The 21947-nt window shown below is 66.9% G+C and carries 12 protein-coding genes; 6 read left to right on the forward strand and 6 right to left on the reverse strand.

Annotated features, from left to right (window positions below):
• The first annotated feature begins 179 nt into the window (after positions 1-179).
• Entirely contained in the window at positions 180-1388 is a 1209-nt protein-coding gene (locus K368_RS0100600; protein ID WP_027170690.1) for an acetyl-CoA C-acetyltransferase, read from the forward strand.
• Between the two features lie 101 nt (positions 1389-1489).
• On the forward strand, positions 1490-1978 hold the full coding sequence (locus tag K368_RS0100605; RefSeq protein WP_027170691.1) for a hypothetical protein: 489 nt from the start codon (positions 1490-1492) through the stop codon (positions 1976-1978).
• A 144-nt stretch (positions 1979-2122) separates the two neighbouring features.
• Here K368_RS0100605 and K368_RS0100610 read toward each other — a convergent pair whose 3' ends face one another.
• Positions 2123-2911, reverse strand: coding sequence for an EAL domain-containing protein (locus K368_RS0100610; protein ID WP_027170692.1), 789 nt, complete (start codon positions 2909-2911; stop codon positions 2123-2125).
• A 111-nt stretch (positions 2912-3022) separates the two neighbouring features.
• Between K368_RS0100610 and K368_RS0100615 the strand changes: the two genes are divergently transcribed.
• Positions 3023-5227 carry a 3-hydroxyacyl-CoA dehydrogenase NAD-binding domain-containing protein gene (locus K368_RS0100615; protein WP_027170693.1) on the forward strand — a complete coding sequence of 735 codons (2205 nt, stop codon included), beginning with the start codon at positions 3023-3025 and terminating at the stop codon, positions 5225-5227.
• 60 nt (positions 5228-5287) lie between these two features.
• Complete coding sequence (locus K368_RS0100620; protein ID WP_027170694.1) at positions 5288-5704, forward strand: DUF779 domain-containing protein; 417 nt, start codon at positions 5288-5290, stop codon at positions 5702-5704.
• Between the two features lie 127 nt (positions 5705-5831).
• Here K368_RS0100620 and K368_RS0100625 read toward each other — a convergent pair whose 3' ends face one another.
• Together K368_RS0100625 and K368_RS0100630 are read right to left on the reverse strand one after the other, a co-directional pair.
• Positions 5832-6206 carry a VOC family protein gene (locus K368_RS0100625; protein ID WP_027170695.1) on the reverse strand — a complete coding sequence of 125 codons (375 nt, stop codon included), beginning with the start codon at positions 6204-6206 and terminating at the stop codon, positions 5832-5834.
• Between the two features lie 185 nt (positions 6207-6391).
• The gene (locus tag K368_RS0100630; protein ID WP_027170696.1) at positions 6392-8923 is read right to left on the reverse strand and encodes a glycogen/starch/alpha-glucan phosphorylase; all 2532 of its coding nucleotides are present in this window, start codon (positions 8921-8923) and stop codon (positions 6392-6394) included.
• Between the two features lie 317 nt (positions 8924-9240).
• Here K368_RS0100630 and K368_RS0100635 point away from each other — a divergent pair, with 317 nt between their 5' ends.
• Positions 9241-10866, forward strand: coding sequence for an alpha-amylase family glycosyl hydrolase (locus K368_RS0100635; RefSeq protein WP_036265834.1), 1626 nt, complete (start codon positions 9241-9243; stop codon positions 10864-10866).
• A 147-nt stretch (positions 10867-11013) separates the two neighbouring features.
• Positions 11014-12546, forward strand: a complete 1533-nt coding sequence (gene glgA, locus K368_RS0100640; RefSeq protein WP_027170698.1) for a glycogen synthase GlgA — start codon at positions 11014-11016, stop codon at positions 12544-12546.
• Between the two features lie 203 nt (positions 12547-12749).
• On the opposite strand, the gene glgB is transcribed toward glgA, so the two are convergent.
• The 3 genes from glgB to K368_RS0100655 all read right to left on the reverse strand — a co-directional run bounded on the left by glgB (position 12750) and on the right by K368_RS0100655 (position 21873).
• Entirely contained in the window at positions 12750-15062 is a 2313-nt protein-coding gene (gene glgB, locus K368_RS0100645) for a 1,4-alpha-glucan branching protein GlgB (protein ID WP_027170699.1), read from the reverse strand.
• Complete coding sequence (gene treS, locus K368_RS0100650) at positions 15063-18320, reverse strand: maltose alpha-D-glucosyltransferase (RefSeq protein ID WP_027170700.1); 3258 nt, start codon at positions 18318-18320, stop codon at positions 15063-15065.
• A gap of 169 nt (positions 18321-18489) precedes the next feature.
• A complete protein-coding gene (locus K368_RS0100655; protein ID WP_027170701.1) occupies positions 18490-21873 on the reverse strand; it encodes a maltotransferase domain-containing protein in 3384 nt (1127 codons plus the stop codon).
• Between the last annotated feature and the right edge of the window lie 74 nt (positions 21874-21947).

Raw genomic sequence — 21947 nt, forward strand, 5'->3', positions numbered from 1 at the left:
AGCCCCCTCTCCTGGAAGGAGAGGGTTGGGGTGAGGTGTGGTCCATCGCCGGATAGGTCACACACCTCACCCTGTCCCTCTCCTTCCAGGAGAGGGGACCCGCGAAACTTTTGAATCCGGCGGTCACACGGGGCGGGTCCGAGCCCGAGCCGCCAGGGTCAGGAAACAAGGAAGCGCATATGCCCGAGGCCTTCATCTTCGATCACGTCCGCACGCCGCGCGGCCGCGGCAAGCCGGACGGCGCCCTGCACGAGGTGACGGCCCTGCGCCTCGCCGAGACGGCCCTGCGCGCCCTCAGGGAGCGCAACGGGCTCGACACGCGCCAGGTGGACGACGTCATCCTCGGCTGCGTCGATCCCGTGGGCGAGGCCGGCGGCGACATCGCCCGCGCGGCGGCCCTGGTGGCCGATTACGGCGACCACGTTCCCGGCGTGCAGATCAACCGGTTCTGCGCCTCCGGGCTCGACGCGGTGAACTTCGCCGCCGCGCAGGTGATGGCGGGCCAGCACGACCTCACCATCGGCGGCGGCGTCGAATCCATGAGCCGCGTCGGCCTCGGCGCCTCGGGCGGCGCCTGGCCGGTGGACCCGGCGATCGCGATCAAGTCGTGGTTCATGCCCCAGGGCGTCTCGGCCGACCTCATCGCCACGAAATACGGCTTCTCCCGCGACGATTGCGACGCCTACGCGGTCGAGTCGCAGAAGCGTTCGGCCAAGTCCTGGGCCGACGGGCGGTTCAGGGATTCCGTCGTCCCGGTGCGCGACGTCAACGGCATCACCCTGCTCGACACCGACGAGCACATGCGCCCCTCCACCGACATGCAGTCGCTCGCCGGGCTGAAGGCCTCCTTCGTCCAGATGGGGCAGATGGGCGGGTTCGACGCCGTGGCGATCGACGCACATCCCGACGTGGAGGCGGTCAATCACGTCCACCATGCCGGTAATTCCTCGGGCATCGTCGACGGCGCCGCCGCCGTGCTGGTGGGCTCCAGGGAAGCTGGCGAGAAGGCCGGCCTCAAGCCGCGCGCCCGCATCCGCGCCTTCGCCAATATCGGCTCGGACCCGGCGCTGATGCTCACCGGCCCGGTGGACGTGACGAAGAAGGTGCTGGCCCGCGCCGGCATGACCATCGCCGATATCGACCTGTTCGAGGTCAACGAAGCCTTCGCCGCCGTGGTCCTGCGCTTCTGCCAGGCCTTCGAGCTCAACCCGTCCGAAGTAAACGTCAACGGCGGCGCCATCGCCATGGGCCATCCGCTGGGCGCCACCGGCGCGATGATCCTCGGCACGGTGCTCGACGAGTTGGAGCGCACCGGCAAGGAGCGCGCCCTCGTCACCCTCTGCATCGGCGCCGGCATGGGCACCGCCACGATCATCGAGCGGGTGTGATGGGGCGCCGTCCCTCCCAAACCCTTCGAAACGCTGCTAAACGGCGCACTCCCGCCGCCGATGCCGGCGGCGCAATTATAAACACCGGGAGACACGCCACGATGACACGCCTTCTCGCGACCCTGATGCTGACGACCGCGCTCTGCGTACCCTTCGCCGCCCGCGCGGACGACGCCGCCGACCGCATCGCGGTCGCCAAGGATCTGGTTCAGAAGACCCTGATCAAGAACCTCGAAACCGGGTTCACCGGCGCTCTGGAAAAGACCGTGCAGCCGATGCCCGAGGACAAGGCCGAGGCCATCCGCAAGGAGGTTCGCGCCGAGTTCGACAAGCAGCGCGAGGTCATGATCGAGGGATTGTCGAAGGCCTATGCCGAGAAGTTCAATCTCGACGAGCTCAAGCATCTCAGCGGCATCTACGACGACAAGATCTACCAGAAGTTCCAGGCTATCAATTCGGACCCGGCCTCGACCGTCACGGTGATCTCGCAGGGCGCCGTCACCAAGATCCTGAACATGCTGGCCATCGCCTCGGCCGGCGACAGGCCGGCGGGCGCACCGCCGCTGCCGGGAACGGCGCCGGCCAAGTAGAACCCGGCCGGGAAGTCGAAGCCGATTGGGGTAACTCCTGCGGAGAGACCGATTGCAGGGCCGCCACCGTCCGGTGGCCCTGCATGAGAATGATGGCGCAGAGCGTCCAGCCAAGGCGGCGCGGCGGGCGTTGCGTGGAGAGCGCTACGACGCCAAGGCGGCGAGGCGCGGCTCCCGTGCCTCGAATCCGGCGACACTCGGGAGGGCTTCGAGTTGGGGGCGGGCGAAATGATAGCCTTGGAACAGCGTCGCCCCGAGCCCGCGCAGGGTCTCGAGTTCGCCCCGCGTTTCGACACCCTCCGCGATGACCGAGACGCCGAGCTGGCGCGCGATGGAGATGATCCCCGCCGTGATGATCTGACGGCCCTTGTCCGTGTCGATGCCGCGCAGGAGCTCCATGTCGATCTTGATCAGGTCGGGACGGAAGTTCGCCAGGAGGTTGAGGCCGGCGAAGCCCGCGCCGAAATCGTCCAGAGCGGTGAGGAAGCCCTGCTTGCGATACTCGGCGACGATGCGCTTCACATGGTCGATGTCCCGGAACTTCTCGTTCTCGGTGAACTCGAACATGATCCGGTCATGGGCGAATCCGGCCCTGCGCGCCGCCTCCAGCGAGGAGCGGATGCAGGCCGCCGGCTCGTAGACCGCATTGGGCATGAAATTGATGGACAGCTTGGTCTCGTCGTCCACGGGGAACAGGCGCCCGGCCAGCTCGATGGCACGCACCCGCGCGGCCTGATCGAAGCGATAGACCGTCGTCTCGGTGACGCGATCGAGGATCGAGCCGGCGGACTGGCCTTCGGGACCACGCACCAACGCCTCGTATCCCCATACGCGCTGAGCGTCGAGATCGAGGATGGGTTGGAACGCCATGGTAAACGTAAAGTCGAGATCGGCGCCGTCGCGGCATCCCTGGCAGACGTTTCGCGCCAACATTCGATAAGTTTCCCTGATCCACCTTTTCGATCCTGGCATTCCTTATCCAGGCCAAATTTTTAAAACGTCTTAATAGCCTCACGCCTCAAGCCGACCCCAAAAGGATCAGACATGAATCTCACGAACTTCAGCTTCGAGGTCGATTCCGACGGTATCGCGCTCGCGACCTGGGACATGCCCGGCCGTTCGATGAACGTCTTCACCGAAAGGGTGATGAGCGACCTGCATCAGGTCATCGACGCCGTCGTGGCCGACCCCGCCGTGAAGGGCTGCGTCATCACCTCGGGCAAGGACAACTTCTCCGGCGGCGCCGACCTGACCATGCTCCAGGGCCTCGGTCAGGCTTACGAGAAGCTGAAATCCGAAAAGGGCGAGGAGGAGGCCATGCGCCACTTCTTCGAGGAATCGCGCAAGCTCACCCTGGTCTTCCGCAAGCTGGAGACCTGCGGCAAACCCTTCGCGGCGGCGGTGAACGGCATCTGCCTCGGCGGCGCCTTCGAGCTCTCGCTCTCCTGTCACCACCGGGTACTGTCCGACGATCCGAAGACCCGCGTCGGCCTGCCCGAGATCAAGGTCGGGCTGTTCCCCGGCGCCGGCGGGACCCAGCGCGTCCCCCGCCTGATGCAGACGGGCGACGCCCTGCAGATGCTGTTCAAGGGCGAGCAGATCCGTCCGCTCATGGCCAAGAACATGGGCCTCGTCCACGAGGTGGCGGGCAAGGACGAGATCGTCGAGAAGGCCAAGGCCTGGATCAGGGCCGGCGGCTCGCCCGTGGCCCCCTGGGACCAGCCGAAGTTCAAGGCCCCCTCGGGCAAGGTCTATTCGCCCGCCGGCATGATGATCTGGCCCCCGGCCAACGCGATCTACCGGCGCGAGACCCACGACAATTATCCCGCCGCCAAGGCCATCCTCGCCTCGGTCTACGAGGGCCTGCAGCTGCCGATGGATCTCGCCCTCCGGGTCGAGAGCCGGTATTTCGCCAAGATCCTGCGCTCGACGGAGGCGGCGGCGATGATCCGCACGTTGTTCATCTCAATGGGCGAGTTGAACAAGGGCGCGCGCCGGCCGAAGGAGATCGCCAAGACCAGCGTGAAGCGGGTGGGCGTCGTTGGCGCCGGTTTCATGGGGGCCGGGGTCGCCTACGTCAGCGCCAATGCCGGGATGGAGGTCGTCCTCCTCGACCAGTCCACGGAAGCGGCCGAGAAAGGCAAGGCCTACGCCCACAAGCTCGTCACCGACCAGATCAACAAGGGCCGCGCCAAGACCGCCGACCGCGAAGCGCTGCTGGCGCGCATCACCACCAGCGCCGATTACGCCGACCTGTCGTCCTGTGATCTCGTGATCGAAGCGGTGTTCGAGGACCCGAAGGTGAAGGCCGAGGTCATCGCCAAGGTCGAGGCCGTGATCGGCGAGGACGTGATCTTCGCCTCCAACACCTCCACCCTGCCGATCTCGGGCCTCGCCAAGGCGTCACGGCGACCGGAAAACTTCGTGGGCATCCACTTCTTCTCGCCGGTGGAGAAGATGATGCTCGTGGAGATCATCAAGGGCGAGGAGACCGGGGACGCGGCGCTCGCCACCGCCCTCGACTATGTCCGCGCGATCAAGAAGACGCCCATCGTCGTCAATGACAGCCGGGGCTTCTTCGCCAACCGCTGCGTCGGCGCCTATCTCTACGAGGGCCACAAGATGCTCATTGAGGGCGTTCCCGCCGCCATGATCGAGAATGCCGGGCGCCAGGCGGGCATGCCGGTGGGCCCCCTCTCCCTCACCGACGAGGTCGCCGTCGACCTCGCCCTCAAGATCGTCAAGGCCACCGAGGCGCAGCTCGGCGCCGAGGCGATCGACCCCGCCCAGAAGGCGCTGCTCACCAGCCTGGTGGAGGGCGAGGGCCGGCTCGGGCGCAAAAACCGGAAAGGCTTCTACGACTATCCGGAAGGCGCCTCGAAGAAGCTCTGGCCCGGACTGGCGGAGCTGCAGACGACGCGAATCGATCCCGACGACGTCGATTTCACCGAGTTGAAGCAGCGGCTCCTGGTGGTCCAGGCCCTGGAGGCCGCCCGCACCGTGGGCGAAGGCGTGATCACGGACCCGCGCGAGGCGGATGTGGGCTCCATCCTCGGCTTCGGCTTCGCCCCTTTCACCGGCGGCGCCCTGTCCTACATCGACTTCATGGGCGCGAAGGCGTTCGTCGCCCTGGCCCAGGGCCTGGAGGCGAGGCACGGCGCGCGGTTCGCAGTGCCGGACAACCTCCTGCGCATGGCGGAGGCCGGCGGCACTTTCTACGGCGACGCCGCGGCCAAGAAGGCGGCGTGATCGAACACCCCGGCTCGGGACATCCCCCGGCCGGGGCCATACGACAGGAGGGAGCGTTCCATGAGCACGATCGAAGCGACCACCGCCGAACAGGTCGGCGCGGACGGAACGCCCCTGCGGGTCACGGCGACACCGGCCGCCATCGCCCTGATCGAGGAATTGCGGGCCGAGCACGGGCCGGTGATGTTCCACCAATCGGGCGGATGCTGCGACGGCTCGTCGCCCATGTGCTACCCGGTGGGCGATTTCCTCACCGGCGACAGCGATGTCCATCTCGGCCAGGTGGCAGGAGCCGATTTCTGGATCAGCCGCCCGCAATTCCAGGTCTGGAAGCACACCCACCTGATCCTCGACGTGGTGCCCGGCCGCGGCGGCATGTTCTCCCTGGAGAACGGCCGCGACAGGCGCTTCCTCATTCGCTCGCGGATCTTCACCGAGGCCGAGAACACGGCGCTCGAAGGCGCCTGCCGGATCTGATCCGGACGTCGGGCCCACAGGTGGGCCGGGCCTGACGCGCCCGATACCCGTCGCGCACGGTCGTGACCGCCCACGCGTCGACGCCCGGCATAAGCCCCCGCCCACGCCCACGCGGCCGCGATTGTCCTCACTTCGCCGGCAGGGTCCGTGCGGTGAGCTTGTTGCCATCGGGATCACGAAGGTAGGCGACGAACGCCCCGTTCGGACGTTCTGCGGGCGGGCTCTCGATCGCGGTGCCCCCATGCTGCGTACCGGCCTGATGCCACGCGAGAACATGGTCGCGGCTTGCCGCGGCGATACCGATCGTTCCGCCGTTGGCCGCGGTTGCCGGCTTGCCGTCGATGGGCTTCGTGACCATCAGTCGACCGCCTTCATGGAAATAGATCAGCCTGCCTCTGGCATCCATCTCGCCGGGCTCGGCCCCCAATGCGGCGAAAGTCGAATCGTAGAAGGCCCGAGCCCGGTCCAGATCGTTGCTGCCGATCATGACGTGCGTGAACATCGAGTCTCTCCGGAAAGGGGCGGCACGAGATAACGGCGGTCGAGCCTGGAGCCGAGTCCAGTCCGTCTGCGAACGCGCAACCGTCGTTCGCAGAACCACCGCTCCCCATCCCTGATGCGCCGGAAGGGAGAGCCGGATCGTCGGTTTTCGACCGCCTTGCGGAAGAAAAGGAAGGGCCTCTCGGCTCACCCCACCTTCACCCGCCAGATGTCGTCGGCGTATTCGCGCATGGAGCGGTCGGAGGAGAACCAGGCCATCCGGGCTGTGTTGAGGATGGCCTTCCTCCACCAGCTGGCCTTGTCGATCCAGGCGGCGTCGATCTCGCGCTGGACGCGCCAGTAATCGTCGAAATCGACGGTGAGGAGGTAGCGGTCGTTGTGGCGCAGGTCGTCCACGATCGGCTGGAAGCGGCCGCGCTCCTCAGGGGAGAAGCCCCCCGCCTCGATGAAGTCGAGGGCGGCGGAAAGGCGCGGCGAGGCAGCGATGGCCCTGGCGGCGTAATCCGGCTCGGCCGCCCGCTTCTGGACCCCGGCCGCGTCGAGGCCGAAGATGAAGATGTTGTCCGCCCCCACATGGTCGCGGATCTCGATATTGGCGCCGTCCAGCGTGCCGACGGTGAGGGCGCCGTTGAGCGCCAGCTTCATGTTACCGGTGCCCGACGCCTCCATGCCGGCCGTGGAGATCTGCTCCGACAGGTCGGAGGCCGGGATGATCGCCTCGGCGAGGCTGACGCGGTAATTCGGCAGGAACACCACCTTGAGGCGGCCGGCGACGTCCGGGTCGTTGTTGACGAGCCTGGCCACATCGCAGGCGAGCTTGATGATGAGCTTGGCCTGGACGTAGCTCGGCGCCGCCTTTCCGCCGAAGATCTTGACGCGGGGCGTCCAGTCCTTGTTCGGCTCGGCCTTGATCGCCTGATAGAGCGCCACGGTCTCGATGACGTTGAGGAGCTGGCGCTTGTATTCGTGGATGCGCTTGATCTGGGTATCGAACAAAGCCGAGGGATCGACGACGATGCCGGTCGTGTCGGCCACCACCTTGGCCAGCGCCTCCTTGCGGGACTTGCGCATGGCGGCGTAGCGGGCCTGGAAACCGCTATCCGTCGCGTAATCGGCCAGCCCCAGCAGCGCCTCGGGATCGTCGAGGACGCGCTCGCCCACCACCTCCACCGCGAGCTTCGTCAGCTCCGGATTGCAGTTGTGGAACCAGCGCCGGAAGGTGATGCCGTTGGTCTTGTTGACGATCTTGTCGGTGTCGAGGGCGTGGAGGTCCTTGAACACGGTGGAGCGCATCAGGTCGGTGTGGAGCGCCGAGACGCCGTTCACCCGGCGGGCGCCGAGGAAGGCGAGATGGCCCATCCGCACGCGCTTGCCGTTGGCCTCGTCGATGAGGGAGACCGAGGCGAGCTGCGCCGCGTCAGCCCTGCCGTGCCGGCCCTGCTCTTCGAGATGCATCCAGTTGATGAGGTAGATGATCTGCATGTGGCGCGGCAGCAGCCGCTCCATCAGCTCCACCGGCCAGGTCTCCAGCGCCTCGGGCAGGAGGGTGTGGTTGGTGTAGCTCAGGGTATGGGTGGTGATGTGCCAGGCGTCCTCCCAGGCGAGGCCATGATCCTCGAGGAGGATGCGCATCAGCTCGGGCACCGCGATGGCCGGGTGGGTGTCGTTGAGCTGGATCGCGGCATGGTCCGGCAGAGAGCGCAGGTCGCCGCGCTCGGCCACGTGACGGGAGACGAGGTCCTGCAGCGAAGCCGAGGTGAAGAAGTATTCCTGGCGCAGGCGGAGTTCCTGTCCGGCCTCCGAGGAATCGCTCGGATAGAGCACCCGCGAGATCGCCTCGACCTTGGAGCGGGCCGCCACCGCGCCCACATGGTCGCCGCCGTTGAACTGCGCGAGGTCGATGGGCGAGTCCGCCTCCGCCTTCCAGAGCCGCAACGTGTTGACGTGCCTGCCCCGCCAGCCGACCACGGGGACGTCGTGGGCCACGGCCCGCACCGTCTCCGCCGGGTGCCAGTGCCGGCGGATCACCCCGTCCGAGATCGCCGACATGGTGACATGGCCGCCGAACCCGATCGCATAGGTCGTCTCCGGCCGGACGAACTCCCAGGGATTTCCTTCCGCGAGCCAGGTCTCCGGCGCCTCCTTCTGCCAGCCATCCTCGAGGGATTGCTTGAACAGCCCGTGATCGTAGCGGATGCCGTAGCCGATGGCGGGGATCGACAGGCTCGCCATGCTCTCCATGAAACAGGCGGCGAGACGGCCGAGGCCGCCATTGCCCAGCGCGGCGTCCGGCTCGGCCGCCTCGACGTCGCCGAGGTCGATGCCGAGGTCGCGCAAGGCCCGGCGGGTCGTGTCGACGAGGCCGAGATTGTTCATGGCGTCCGACAGGAGCCGGCCGATGAGGAATTCGAGGGAGAGGTAATAGACGCGCTTGTTGGGAATGCTGGTGGACCTGCCGTCCATGCAGGCATCGACGATCCGGTCGCGCAGGGCCAGGGCGGTGGCGGCGAACCAGTCGCGCTCGCGCGCCGTCTCGGGGGTCTTGCCGATGGCATAGGCGAGCTTGGCGAGGATCGCCTCGCGCAGGTCGGCCACGGGATCGCCGGAGGCGGGCTTGGCGGGAGCGGTCCAGCTCGGCCGGGCCGGCGCTTCCACGGCGGCGGTGCGCGTGCCGGTCTCGTCACCCCGAGCGGAGCCGGCCAGGATTTCGTTCAGCATGGTCTCATTCCCCCTCAGTGTCGCTGCCGCAGAGCGTTGTTTGTCACCCGCTTCTTCCGGCGGTGACCGTGCGGCGGCGTCGCTATGGACAGGTCGGCCTTCCGGGATCGACCGATCCCGCTGGCGGTGACCGATCCCCGCGATTCGCCTGTCTGCCATCCAAACCGTGCGGGAATGAGACCATTTAGCGCTGAAGGTTTCATGAATGCGGCAGCAGGGCGCTGGCGCGGCAACATGCGGACACGCCCGGCGGGGTCGCTTGGCGCTCCCGCACAGGCTAGGCTATGGCGGGAATCCGGGCATGAATCGGGGGACGGATGACGTCAGGCGAGGCGATTGTTCCGGATCCGGCGAAAGCCGTCTGGTGGAAGCGGGGGACTGTCTATCAGGTCTATCCGCGTTCGTTTCAGGACACCGACGGCGACGGTGTGGGCGATCTCCCCGGCATCACGCGCCGCCTCGACTATCTCGCCTGGCTCGGCGTCGACGCCGTCTGGATCTCGCCGATCTATCCGTCGCCCATGGCCGACTACGGCTACGACATCGCCGATTATTGCGGCGTCGACCCGCTCTTCGGCAGCCTGTCCGACCTCGACGCGCTGATCGCGGAGGCCCATGCCCGCCGGCTCAAGGTCATCCTCGACTTCGTACCCAACCACTCCTCCATCGCGCATCCCTGGTTCACGGAGAGCCGCACCTCGCGCGAGAATCCGCGGCGGGACTGGTACATCTGGCGCGACCCGGCGCCGGATGGAGGACCGCCCAACAACTGGCTGAGCAATTTCGGCGGCCCGGCCTGGACCTTCGACGAGGCCAGCGGCCAATATTACTACCACGCGTTCCTGGCCGATCAGCCGGACCTGAACTGGCGCAACCCGGCCGTGCGGGAGGCGATGCACGATGTGCTGCGCTTCTGGCTCGACCGGGGAATCGACGGGTTCCGCGTCGACGTGATCTGGCACCTGATGAAGGACGAGGGGTTTCGCGACAATCCGGCGAACCCCGCCTTCCATCCCGAACAGCCGGAGATCAACCGCTTCGAGCAGGTCTATTCCGCCGACCGCCCGGAAGTGTTCGACATCATCGCCGGGATGCGCCGCGTGCTCGATGCTTATAACGACCGGGTGTTGATCGGCGAGATCTACCTGCCGATCGAGCGGCTGGTGGCCTATTACGGCCCCGGCCTGTCCGGGGTCGACCTGCCGTTCAACTTCCAGCTGATCCAGACCCCCTGGCAGGCCGATGCCGTGGCGGCCCTGGTGGACGAGTACGAAGAGGCGTTGCCCCCCGGCGGCTGGCCGAACTGGGTGCTGGGCAACCACGACCAGCCCCGCATCGCCGCACGGATCGGCGAGGCGCAGGCGCGGATCGCGGCGATCCTTCTCCTCACCTTACGCGGCACGCCCACGGTCTATTACGGCGACGAGATCGGCCTCGCCCATGTGGAGATCCCGCAAGAGCGGATGCGCGACCCCTGGGGCTTCAACGAGCCGGGCCATGGCCGCGACCCGGAGCGGACGCCGATGCAGTGGGACGACACCGTCCATGCCGGATTCAGCGAGGCCGAACCCTGGCTGCCCCTGAGCGCCGACCGGGACAGGCGGCACGTGGAGGGCCTGCGCGACGATTCCACCTCGATCCTCACCCTCTACCGACGGCTCCTGCACCTGCGCCGCGCCTATCCCGCCCTGGCGGTGGGAAGCTACCGACGGCTCGATACGGACGGGCTCGACCATCTTCTCGCCTATGAGAGGGTGGAGGCTGGCGAAACCGTGCGGATCGTGCTGAACTTCTCGTCGATTCCGATCCGGTTCTCCCTCGCCGGCGAATCAGGCTGGAGCGTCCTCCTCTCTACCCATCCCGGGCGGGCCGATATCGGCGCCTCGGAGGTGCTCGACATGGCCGGAGACGAGGGCGTGATCCTGCTCAAACATCCCGATTGACACCCGGCACGCCGAGGGGCCACGAAAAAATCTATCGCGGCGCGACATTTTTCCCGCGCCGCAGCAAACTGAACGTTGTATTAACCGACCCAATGGCTTGAGTTGTGCATCGCGAAGAGCACGATCTGCCCTAGAGGTCTCCATCATATGCCGGCGACGACCACCTCCAGTGCCGACCTCGCCTCGCCGTTTTTCGCCTCCGGCGGTGCCGACGCCGAGGTGATCCGGAGCCTCTCGCTCCAGCCGCGCATCCTCTATGCGACCCCGGAGATGGCGGATTTCGTCAAGACCGGCGGTCTGGGCGAAGTCGCCGGCGCCCTGCCCCGGTCGCTCCGCCGCCATTACGACGTCCGCGTGCTCATTCCCGGCTATCGCCAGGTGGTGGACCGGTTCGATCACATCCCCGTCGTCGCCCATCTGCGGGGGCATGCCGGCATACCGCCCTGCGATCTCGGGCTCATCGAGACGGGCGACGGCCTCAAGGTCTACATCATCCTCAGCGCGGACCTCTATCAGCGCGACGGCACGCCCTATGGCGACGCGCAGGGAGACTTCCGCGACAACGACCTGCGCTTCGCGCGCCTCAGCCTCGCGGCGGCGGAGCTGACCGGCGGGGTCGACCCGTCCTGGTCGGCGGATCTCCTTCACCTCAACGACTGGCAGACGGCGCTCGCCCCCGCCTATCTCGAATGGACCGGACAGCGCGTCCCCAGCGTCCTGACGATCCACAACCTCGCCTATCAGGGCCTGTTCCCGAGCGATTCCCTCGGGCGCCTCGGCATCCCGGACGGGGCCTTCCAGATGGATGGCTGCGAGTTCTACGGTCACCTCTCCTTCCTCAAGGCCGGCATCTATTACGCCTCGCACGTCACCACGGTGAGCGAGACCTATGCCCGCGAGATCATGATGCCGGAATCCGGATGCGGCCTCGACGGCCTGCTGCGCACCCGCGCCGCCCAGGGGCGGCTGGCCGGCATCCTCAACGGGATCGACGAGAGCTGGGACCCGCGCACCGATCCCCACCTCGCCACGCGGTTCGAGGCCGACGATTGGAAGGGCAAGCGCGCCAATGCCGAGACGGTGCGCCGGAAGTTCGGCCTCGCCGTGTCGCGCGGCCCGCTCTTCGCCATCGTCTCGCGCCTCGTCCACCAGAAGGGCATCGACCTCAGCCTCAGCGCGGCCGAGACCATCGTGGCCGAGGGCGGTCAGATCGTCGTGATTGGCGAGGGCGAGCGCCGCTTCGAGACCGCGTTGAGCGATCTCGCCCGCCGCCATCCTGATTCCGTCGGGGTCCAGGTGGGGTTCGAGGAAAAGGAAGCGCGGCGGATGTTCGCCGGAAGCGACTTCCTACTGATGCCGTCCCGCTTCGAACCCTGCGGCCTCGCGCAGATGTACGCCCAGCGATTCGGATCGCTGCCGATCGTGCGCCGCACCGGTGGCCTCGCCGATACGGTAGAGGACGGCGTGACCGGCTTCACCTTCGGCGAAGCCTCGCAGAAGGGCTTCCTCGGCGCTGTCCGCCGGGCTCTCGACACGTTCGGCGAGAAGAAGCGCCTCAACGCCATGCGCCGCCGCGCCATGGCCCGTTCCTTCACCTGGGACGGCGCGGCCATGGATTACTCGGCGCTCTACGCGCGTGCGCTGGGCAATGGCGGCGGGCTTCGCGCCCGCACGGTCTGAGCGCGCGCGCCGGACCAATCTGCCCCAACTGTTTGCGGTGTTTACCTGAGGCGTTACCTCATCCTGAGGTGGTCTGCTGGGACGCCCTACTTCAGCGAGAGTACTCGCTGAGAAATCCGATCAAACATTCTCCAACAAAAGAAAGGGCGCCGGTTCATCGAACCGGCGCCCTTTCTCACATCAGCTGGAAAACCAGCTCGATCTCAGCCCTCGCGCACGAAGATCATCGTCCCGAGCGGCGGCGCGGCAAGCACCAGCGAATAGGGCTGGCCGTGGCTCTCCACGGGCTCCGCCTGGACGCCGCCCATGTTGCCGACATTGGAGCCGCCATAGCGCTCGGAATCCGAGTTGATCGCCTCGCGGTAGAACCCCGCCTCCGGCACGCCGATCCGATATCCGTCTCGCGGGATCGGCGTGAAGTTGGAGACGACGACGGCGACCTCCCCCGGTGACGTGCCCTTGCGCGCCCAGGCGATGACGCTGTTGTCCTGGTCGTCGGAGACCAGCCACTGGAAGCCGGCGGCCTCGCAATCCCTCACGTGGAGGGCGGGTGTCGACGTGTAGAGGCGGTTCAGGTCGCGGACGAGATCCTTGACCCCGCGATGCAGAGGGTCGTCGAGCAGATGCCAGTCGAGGCTCTGGTTGTGGTTCCACTCTTTCTGCTGGCCGAACTCGCCGCCCATGAAGAGCAGCTTCTTGCCCGGATGGCCCCACATGTAGCCGAAATAGGCGCGCAGATTCGCGAATTTCTGCCAGCGGTCGCCCGGCATCTTGTCCAGCAGCGAGCCTTTTCCATGGACGACTTCATCGTGCGAGAGCGGCAGGATGAAGTTCTCCGAGAAGGCGTAGAGCAGGCCGAAGGTCAGGTCGTGGTGGTGATACCGGCGATGGATCGTCTGCTTCGACATGAACTCAAGGGTGTCGTGCATCCACCCCATGTTCCACTTGAAGCCGAAGCCGAGACCGCCCGTATAGGTCGGGTGGGACACGCCCGGCCAGGAGGTGGATTCCTCGGCGATGGTCATCGTCCCCGGCGCGTGGCTGTAGGTCGCCTCGTTGGTCTTGCGCAGGAAGTTGATGGCATCGAGATTCTCGTTGCCCCCGTATTGGTTGGGGATCCACTCGCCCTGACGACGCGAATAGTCGAGGTAGAGCATGGAGGCGACGGCATCCACGCGCAGACCGTCGAGGTGATAGCGCTCGAGCCAGAACCGGGCATTGGCGGCGAGGAAGCTCGACACTTCCGTGCGGCCGAAATTGTAGATGTAGGTCCCCCAATCCTGGTGGAATCCCTGACGCGGGTCGGCGTGTTCGTAGAGATGCGTCCCGTCGAACTGGCCGAGACCGTGGGCATCGAGGGGGAAGTGGCCCGGCACCCAGTCCAGCATCACGCCAATTCCGGCCTCATGGGCCGTGTCGACGAAGGCCGCGAAATCGTCCGGCGTGCCGAAGCGGCTGGTCGGCGCGAACAGCGAGACCGGCTGGTAGCCCCATGACCCGTCGAACGGATACTCCGTGATCGGCAGCATCTCGATATGGGTGAAGCCCATCTCCTTGACGTAGGGAATCAGGCGCTCGCCCAGTTCCTTATAGGTCAGGTAGCGGTTGCCTTCCTCGGCGACCCGCGCCCAGGAGCCGAGATGCACCTCGTAGATCGAGATGGCGGTATGGCGCGGGTCCTTCTCGCCGCGCGTCGCCATCCATTTGGCGTCGCTCCAGACCGGCTCGTTCGTACCCTGGAGCACGGAGGCCGTCTCGGGGGGCTTCTGCGCCGCGAAGGCGACGGGGTCGGCCTTCAGCGGCAGCAGTGCGCCGTCGGGTCCGCGTATCTCGAACTTGTAGTGAACGCCGGCGCGCAGGCCCGGAACGAACAGCTCCCAGATACCGCCGGTCTGCCAGAGCCGCATGGGGTGGCGGCGGCCGTCCCACTCGTTGAAATCGCCGACGATGCTCACCCGGCGGGCATTCGGCGCCCAGACCGCGAAACGGAACCCGTCGATCCCGTCGAGGACCATGGATTGGGCCCCGAGCACCCGGTAGGTGACGTCGCTGCCGATCTCGCGCAGGTTGTCGATGTCCTGCTGATGCAGGGACGAACCGAAGCTGTAGGGGTCGTGGCGCGGGCGCTCGGTGCCGTCCCAGCCCTCCACCGCGAGTTCGTAGAGGGGACGGCCCTCGCTCTGCACACGGGCGACGTAGAACCCGTCCTGATGGCGCCGCTCGAGCGGAATGCGCTTACCGGCAGTGAGGAGGGTCGCCGACTTCGCCTCGGGCAGGATGACCCGCACTTCCCACAAGCCGTGGCCGATCTGATGGGGGCCGAGCACGGAGAACGGGTCACCGTGATCTGCCCGCATCACGGCGGCCACCGCGTCCGGATGGACACCTTGGACGGTCGACGAACCGGCATCGGCCTGGCGAGAATCTCCTGACGCGGCCGGCCGCTTCGCCGTCCTCTCGGACGGCGTCGGCTCGCGCTCGGACGTCTTCGCCAGCCTCTCGTCGATATCCGTCATTCAAGCACCTTTCTTGGTATCGTCCAGAATGGTGAGAACCCCACGGGCTGGGATTTCGATCCAATCCGGCCGGTTATTGGCCTCGTAATCGACTTCGTAGAGAGCCTTCGCCAGGAGGGCGAGCGACAGCAGCCGCGCCTCCGTCTCCGGGTCCGTCACCGCGGCGCGGCTGGTGGAGGCCACGGCACGGTAGGCGTCGAGGAACGCAGCATCGATCATGCCGCGCCAGGCGATCGACGCGCTGCGGGCGCGACCTTCCGAATCCGCGAACCGGCCCGCGATCTCGCGGGTGACGGTCTCGGCACCGTAGGCGAAGGACCGCAGCATCCCTGCGACGTCGCGCAGCGGCGTCGACTTTGCGCGGCGCTCGTCGGCGGGGCGGGCGGGCTCGCCCTCGAAGTCGATGATGATGAGATCGCTCTCGGAGGCGAGGACCTGACCGAGGTGGAAGTCCCCGTGGATGCGGGTCTTGGTCGCCCCCACCGGCGGGCGCGCCGTCATGTCCTCGATTAAGAGCTCGACTTCGCGGCGGCGGCCGGCCAGCTCGGTGATCGCCGTGCTGGAGGTGCGTCCCGCGAGAGCGTCGAGGGCGCGGAAGGCTCTCTCGCCCTGGCGGCGCGCATCCTCCCCGAGGTCGCGCAGATCGTCATGCGTGAACGGTTCGGGCGCGAAGGCCGGGTCGTCGGTGTCGATGGCGAAAGCATTATGGAGCTCGGCGGTGCGACGGCCGAGGAGCTCGGCCCAGCGCAGGTGCGGAGCGAACGCTTCCGTGGGCGCCGGCGCCTCGCTCTCGGGTGCGAGCACGACGGTGTCGAAGTCGCGGCGCAGACCTTCCAGCATCAGGGTCCAGGCATCGCCCTGGTTGGGCACGAAGGCCTGGAGCACGGCCAATGCCGTCCGCGTCCCGTCCTCGGCCACATGCTCGACGACGCCGAGCAGGGCCGGGGTGTTGGCGAAGCCCGCCTGCTCGGTGAGGAACCGGCCGACCTCGATCTCGGGATGGACGCCCGTCTGCATGCGGCGCAGGAGCTTGAGCATCATCTTCGAGCCGATGGCGATCGAGGTGTTGCTCTGCTCCGCGTTGAGGCTGCGGACTTCCGCCAAGTCCACGGCCACATCGCGGTCGAAGGCCGAGGTATGGGAGAAGACGAGCTTGCCGGTCTCCGTCGGCAGCTCGACGCCGTTGCGCATCCCATCGATGAGGGCGACCGAGAAGGCGGGCGAGGCGGAGGCCCCGAACAGAAGGCCCGTGCGCGGTCCGCGACGGACGCGGGCGACCGCGTGCGACAGCAGCGTCTCGTCCTCGCGGCCCTCATCGACCCCGAGGGGCACGAAATAATCCTGGCGCTCGCCGTTGGCGAGATGCACCGCCACGCGCGGCAGCAGGAAGCGGGTTGCGCCGCCGGCATCCTTCAGGGTGGCGCTGTCGATCACCGAGACCGACTTGATGCGGGTGCCCTTGGCGCCGAACCAGCGGCGGGTGCCGATGAAGCGCGGCGCCACGGTACGCTCGAAGGCGGTGCGCTCGCGCCCGGCCATGAGGGTCTCGACCCCGCCGGTGAGGACGAGGGTGAACAGTTCGGGTGTTTCCGGCTGCGGGCCGATCTGTCCGGCATTCGCGGCGTTCAGGGAGAACCAGTAGAACCCGTAGGACGGGAGCGTCAGCAGGTAGGGCAACTCGCCGATGGCCGGGAATTCCGATCCGCCGGTGAGCTCGATCGGCACGGCGCTGCGGAACTCGGAGAGGTCGAGCTGCACCGCCTGCGGCGCGCGGGAGAGGTTGGCGACGCAGAGCACGCGCTCGCCCTCGAACTCGCGGATCCAGGCCAGGACCTTGCGGTTCGTCGGATACAGGAACTGCATGCCGCCGCGCCCGAGGGCGACGGAGTTGTTGCGGATCGCGATCATGCGGCGCGTCCAGTTCAGCAGGCTCGTCTGCGACTGGGTCTGCGCCTCGACGTTGATGGCGTCGAAGCCGTAGATCGGGTCCTGTACCGAGGGCAGGAACAGCTTGGCAGGATTGGCGCGGGAGAAGCCGCCGTTGCGGTCGGGCGACCATTGCATCGGGGTCCGCACGCCGTCGCGGTCACCGAGATAGATGTTGTCGCCCATGCCGATCTCGTCGCCGTAATACAGCACCGGCGTGCCGGGCATCGACAGGACGAGGGACTTCATCAGCTCGATCTTGCGGCGGTCGTTCTCCAGGAGCGGAGCCAGACGGCGGCGGATGCCGAGATTGATGCGGGCGCGGCGCTCGGCGGCGTAGAACGACCAGAGGTAGTCACGTTCTTCGGCCGTCACCATTTCGAGGGTGAGCTCGTCGTGGTTGCGCAGGAAGATGGCCCACTGGCACCCCTCGGGGATCTCCGGGGTCTGGCGCATGATGTCTGTGATCGGGTGCCGGTCCTCGCGGGCGATCGCCATGTACATGCGCGGCATCAGCGGGAAGTGGAACGCCATGTGGCATTCGTCGCCGTCGCCGAAATACTGCGCGGTCTCCTCCGGCCACTGGTTGGCCTCCGCCAGCAGCATCCGGTCCGGATAGCTCGCGTCCAGCGCCGCGCGGATCGCCTTGATGACCGTGTGGGTCTCCGGCAGGTTCTCGCAATTCGTGCCGTCGCGCTCGATCAGGTAGGGGATCGCGTCGAGACGCAGGCCGTCGACGCCCATGTCGAGCCAGTAGCGCATGACCTCGATCACACCCTCCAGCACGGCGGGGTTGTCGAAGTTCAGGTCGGGCTGGTGGCTGTAGAACCGGTGCCAGAAATATTGCTTGGCGACCGGGTCCCAAGTCCAGTTCGAGGTCTCGGTATCGAGGAAGATGATGCGCGTGTCGGAATACGGCGTGTCGGTGTCCGACCAGACGTAGAAATCCCGTTCAGGCGAACCGGCCAGCGCCTCGCGGGCGCGCTGGAACCAGGGATGCTGGTCCGACGTGTGGTTGATGACGAGCTCGGTGATGACGCGCAGGCCACGATCATGCGCCGCCTCCACGAACTTCCGGAACTCCTCCATCGTCCCGTAGGAGGGGTTCACGTCGCGATAGTCGCCGATATCGTAGCCATCGTCGCGCAGCGGCGAGGGATAGAACGGCATCAGCCAGATGGCGGTGACCCCGAGGTCCCGCACGTAATCCAGTTTCTGCGTCAGGCCCTCGAAATCGCCGATCCCATCGTTGTTCGAGTCGAAGAACGACTTGACGTGGATCTGATAGATGATGGCGTCACGGTACCATTGCGGATCGCTACGATCGATCATCGCGTCGTTGCCTCATGCGTCGGGTTCAGGGGCGTGTTCGGCGTCACAGCGGCACCGTTCGCGGATACGAACGGTGCCGGCCGCGTCGTCCGCAGCTTTGGCGCCTTCTTCTGGGCGACAACGCGACGGACGGCTGAAAACTCGAAGTTTTGTGCTGACACGCGGGCCGCTACTCCGCAACCCGGCGGGGTGCGCGCAGACGCCAGATCACCACGGACCGCTCCGCCGGATCGAGAGCGATGCGGTGGGACTTGCCGCGGAGCTCGAACGTGTATCCGAGCAGCAGATCCTCCACCTCGACGGCGCCGTCATCGGGCTGTCCGAGGAGCCAGAGCGGCACCTCGTAGGTGCATTCCTGGCGGTTCTTCGGATCGAGGTTGACCATCACGAAGATGCAATTGTCACCCTCGGGCGTCGTCTTGGCATAGGCGACGATCTGGTCGTTATAGGCCCCCGTGAAGGTGACGTTGCGGAAATCCCAGAGCGCCGGGTTCTCCTGCCGGATGCGGTTGAGCTTGATGATGTGCGCGCGGATGTTGCCCGGCGCATGGTAGTCCCAGGCCTTCAGCTCGTATTTCTCGGAGTTGAGATACTCTTCCTTGCCCGGATACGGGGCGGCCTCGCACATCTCGAAGCCGTTATAGATCCCGTAGACCGAGGACAGGGTGGCCGCGAGCGTCGCCCGCACGATGAAACCGGCGCGACCGCTGGTCTGGAGATAGACCGGGTTGATATCCGGCGTGTTCGCGAAGAAATTCGGCCGGTAATACTCCCCCATATCGCCGGCGAGCTCGGTGGAATACTCGATGAGCTCCTGCTTCGTGTTGCGCCAGGTGAAGTAGGTGTAGCTCTGCTGGTAGCCGGCCTTGGCGAGCTTCTTCATCATCTTCGGCCGGGTGAAAGCCTCGGCGAGGAAGATCACGTCGGGATAGCGGGCATTCACCTGCCCGATCATCCATTCCCAGAACGGGATCGGCTTGGTGTGCGGGTTGTCCACGCGGAAGATGCGGGCGCCGAGCTCGGCCCAGCCCATGACGATGTCGCGCAGCTCGATCCAGAGGGAGGGCAGCGCGCCGCCGTAGAAGTGGACGTTGGAGATGTCCTCGTACTTCTTCGGCGGGTTCTCGGCGAATTTCAGCGTGCCGTCGGGGCGCCACTCGAACCATTCCGGGTGGTTCTTGATCCAGGGATGGTCGGGTGAGCACTGGATCGCGAAATCGAGGGCGATCTCCATGCCGTAAGCGTGGCTCGCGGCAACCAGCCGGCGGAAATCTTCGAGGGTTCCGAGTTCGGGATGAACCGCCTCGTGCCCGCCCGCCTCGGAGCCGACCGCGTAGACCGAGCCGACATCGCCTTCCAACGCCGTGAGGGTGTTGTTCTTGCCCTTGCGGTTGGTCTTCCCGATCGGGTGGATCGGCGTGAAGTAGAGCACGTCGAAGCCGAGTTCGCGGATCTCCGGCAGGCGCCGGATCACGTCGTCGAACGTGCCGTGGCGGTTCACGTCCATGGATTGCGAACGCGGGAAGATCTCGTACCAGGCCGAGAACCGGGCGGCGAGGCGGTCGGCGATGACGGGCACGTTCACAGGATAGCGCGAGCGGTTGACCCGCTCGGCATGCCTGCGAATCAGGGACGCGGTCTCCGGCGCGAGGATGAGGTCGAGCTGCGCCGCCGATCCGGTCTTCTCGGCCGCGAGAGCCGACACGATTGCCTGGAGCCGGGCCTGGTCCGGCCCGGTGGCGAGGTCGGCCGCCCCCTGCACGAAGGTGACGCCCTCGATGGTCTCCAGGTGCACGTCCACGCCCGCATCGCGCTTCTTCAGCGTGTCGCGGATCCAGGACGAGAAGGCGTCACGCCAGGCCTCGATGGTGAATTCGTAGCGGGCATTGTGTTCGAGGGGGAAGGAGCCGCTCCAGCGGTCGTTGTCCACGAACACCATGCGGTCTCGGCGCCATGCTTCCTCGCCGACGACGCGCGACAGGATCGCGGCGTCGATGATCTCGTGGCCGTCGCTGAAGATGTCGGCAGAGACCGCCACCTGCTCGCCGACCACGCGCTTGATTGGGGAGCGGCCCCCGTCGATCTCGGGCGAGACCGCCTCGATGACGACGCGGCCTTCGCCCGACGGCGTGGAGGGTGCCGGCGGCTTTGCCACCACCCGCCGTTCGGCGGCGAGGATGCGGATCTCGCCGGGGGCGAGGTCGAGGCTCGTGCCGGGGAGGAAGTCGATCGGCTCCGCCTCGGGAGTGACATCCTTGAAGCGGTCGAGCATCCCGCCCGTCCGGGCCACCAGCGGCCCGGCATCCACCGCCACCGCCACGGGGCCGGGATTGAACAGGACGAGGGTGGCGTGGCGCGCCGAGGCGCCGTGCCCGGTGTCGAACTTGAGGAGCGCCACGTAATCCGCATCCGGCGCCGAAATGCGGGACTGTGCGCCCTCGACATTGGCGGAGGCGAGGCTGGCCTTCAGGGCGTTGATGGCGGTGACATAGCGGGAAATGTCGATGCCGGTGTCGGTTTCACGGGAATCCGGCGTGGTCTCGACCACGTGCAGGGCACGGCGGTAGCCCCATTCGTAGCCGATGGGCAGGAGCACGCCGGCCGAGAAGAACGCGGCCAGGGCATAGCGTGCCTTCAGGTGCCGTGCGACCGCCTCCGCACCACCGCCGAGAGTGGCGGCGAGGCGGGGCATGTCGTGGTTCTCGGGGAAGGCGATGGAGGGGGCGATCACGCGCAGGCGGTCGTACTGCTCGAGCGCCCACGGCGCCTTCAGGTCCCACCAGGCGAAGGAATTGAACAGGTAGTCGAAGCCCGCACCCGCCGTGGCCTGTGCCTCCTCGAAGGTGCAGCCGAGGGTCTCGGCGGCGAACAGGCAATCGGGCTCCAGCGCCTTGGCGGCACCGATCAGGCCGCGCCAGACATCCGGCGGCACCTTGTAGGCGGCGTCGCAGCGGAACCCGCCGACGCCGAGATCCTGCATCCGGTTGATGTAGCCGGCCCAGAGCCGGGTAAGCTCCTCCCTGGCATCGGCCGAATGGTAGTTCAATTCGGCGAGGTCACCCCAGACCGTGCGGATCGACGGATCGTCCGGGTCGACGGCCGCCGGGCTCTCGATGTTGCCGGCCTCGTCGCGCAGGAACAGGTCCGGCCGGTCCCGCGCCAGGGGGCCGTCCTTGGCGGTGTGGTTGATGACGAGGTCGGTCATCACGCCGATGCCGTGCGCGGCGGCAGCGGCGCAGAAGCGCCGGATCTGCTCGTCGTCCGAAGTGCCGTCATCGTCGCGGAACCGTTCGTCGAGCCTATCCGGGTCGGAGACAGCATAGAGGCTGCGCGAACCGCCGGTCTGGTGGAACGGGTTGAGGTAGATCCAGTCGAATCCCATCCCGGCGATGCGGGGAAGCTCCGCCGTCCAGGCCGAGACCCGTCCGACGAGGAGGGGGAACAGGTTGTAGATGCGCGGCCCCTCGGCGCGGGGGGCGAGTCCCGCAGGCAGCGCCACGGTTCCGGCTTCGGTCCGCGCGGCGGAGATCTTGGCTGGGCTCGGCGCGTTCATGCGTACTCCGTTCTCGTAAAGACGTATCCCCGTCTCCCGCAGGAGCCTCCCGCGCGGCGGCGGGTGGGGTGGGG

Source organism: Methylobacterium sp. 10, assembly GCF_000519085.1.
Lineage (GTDB): Bacteria > Pseudomonadota > Alphaproteobacteria > Rhizobiales > Beijerinckiaceae > Methylobacterium.

What these genes read in the sequence shown, in the direction of transcription:
- K368_RS0100600 (WP_027170690.1), top strand. Translation starts at nt 180, where the DNA reads ATGCCCGAGGCCTTCATCTTCGATCACGTCCGCACGCCGCGCGGCCGC.
- K368_RS0100605 (WP_027170691.1), top strand. Translation starts at nt 1,490, where the DNA reads ATGACACGCCTTCTCGCGACCCTGATGCTGACGACCGCGCTCTGCGTA.
- K368_RS0100610 (WP_027170692.1), bottom strand. Translation starts at nt 2,911, where the DNA reads ATGTTGGCGCGAAACGTCTGCCAGGGATGCCGCGACGGCGCCGATCTC.
- K368_RS0100615 (WP_027170693.1), top strand. Translation starts at nt 3,023, where the DNA reads ATGAATCTCACGAACTTCAGCTTCGAGGTCGATTCCGACGGTATCGCG.
- K368_RS0100620 (WP_027170694.1), top strand. Translation starts at nt 5,288, where the DNA reads ATGAGCACGATCGAAGCGACCACCGCCGAACAGGTCGGCGCGGACGGA.
- K368_RS0100625 (WP_027170695.1), bottom strand. Translation starts at nt 6,206, where the DNA reads ATGTTCACGCACGTCATGATCGGCAGCAACGATCTGGACCGGGCTCGG.
- K368_RS0100630 (WP_027170696.1), bottom strand. Translation starts at nt 8,923, where the DNA reads ATGCTGAACGAAATCCTGGCCGGCTCCGCTCGGGGTGACGAGACCGGC.
- K368_RS0100635 (WP_036265834.1), top strand. Translation starts at nt 9,241, where the DNA reads ATGACGTCAGGCGAGGCGATTGTTCCGGATCCGGCGAAAGCCGTCTGG.
- glgA (WP_027170698.1), top strand. Translation starts at nt 11,014, where the DNA reads ATGCCGGCGACGACCACCTCCAGTGCCGACCTCGCCTCGCCGTTTTTC.
- glgB (WP_027170699.1), bottom strand. Translation starts at nt 15,062, where the DNA reads ATGACGGATATCGACGAGAGGCTGGCGAAGACGTCCGAGCGCGAGCCG.
- treS (WP_027170700.1), bottom strand. Translation starts at nt 18,320, where the DNA reads ATGATCGATCGTAGCGATCCGCAATGGTACCGTGACGCCATCATCTAT.
- K368_RS0100655 (WP_027170701.1), bottom strand. Translation starts at nt 21,873, where the DNA reads ATGAACGCGCCGAGCCCAGCCAAGATCTCCGCCGCGCGGACCGAAGCC.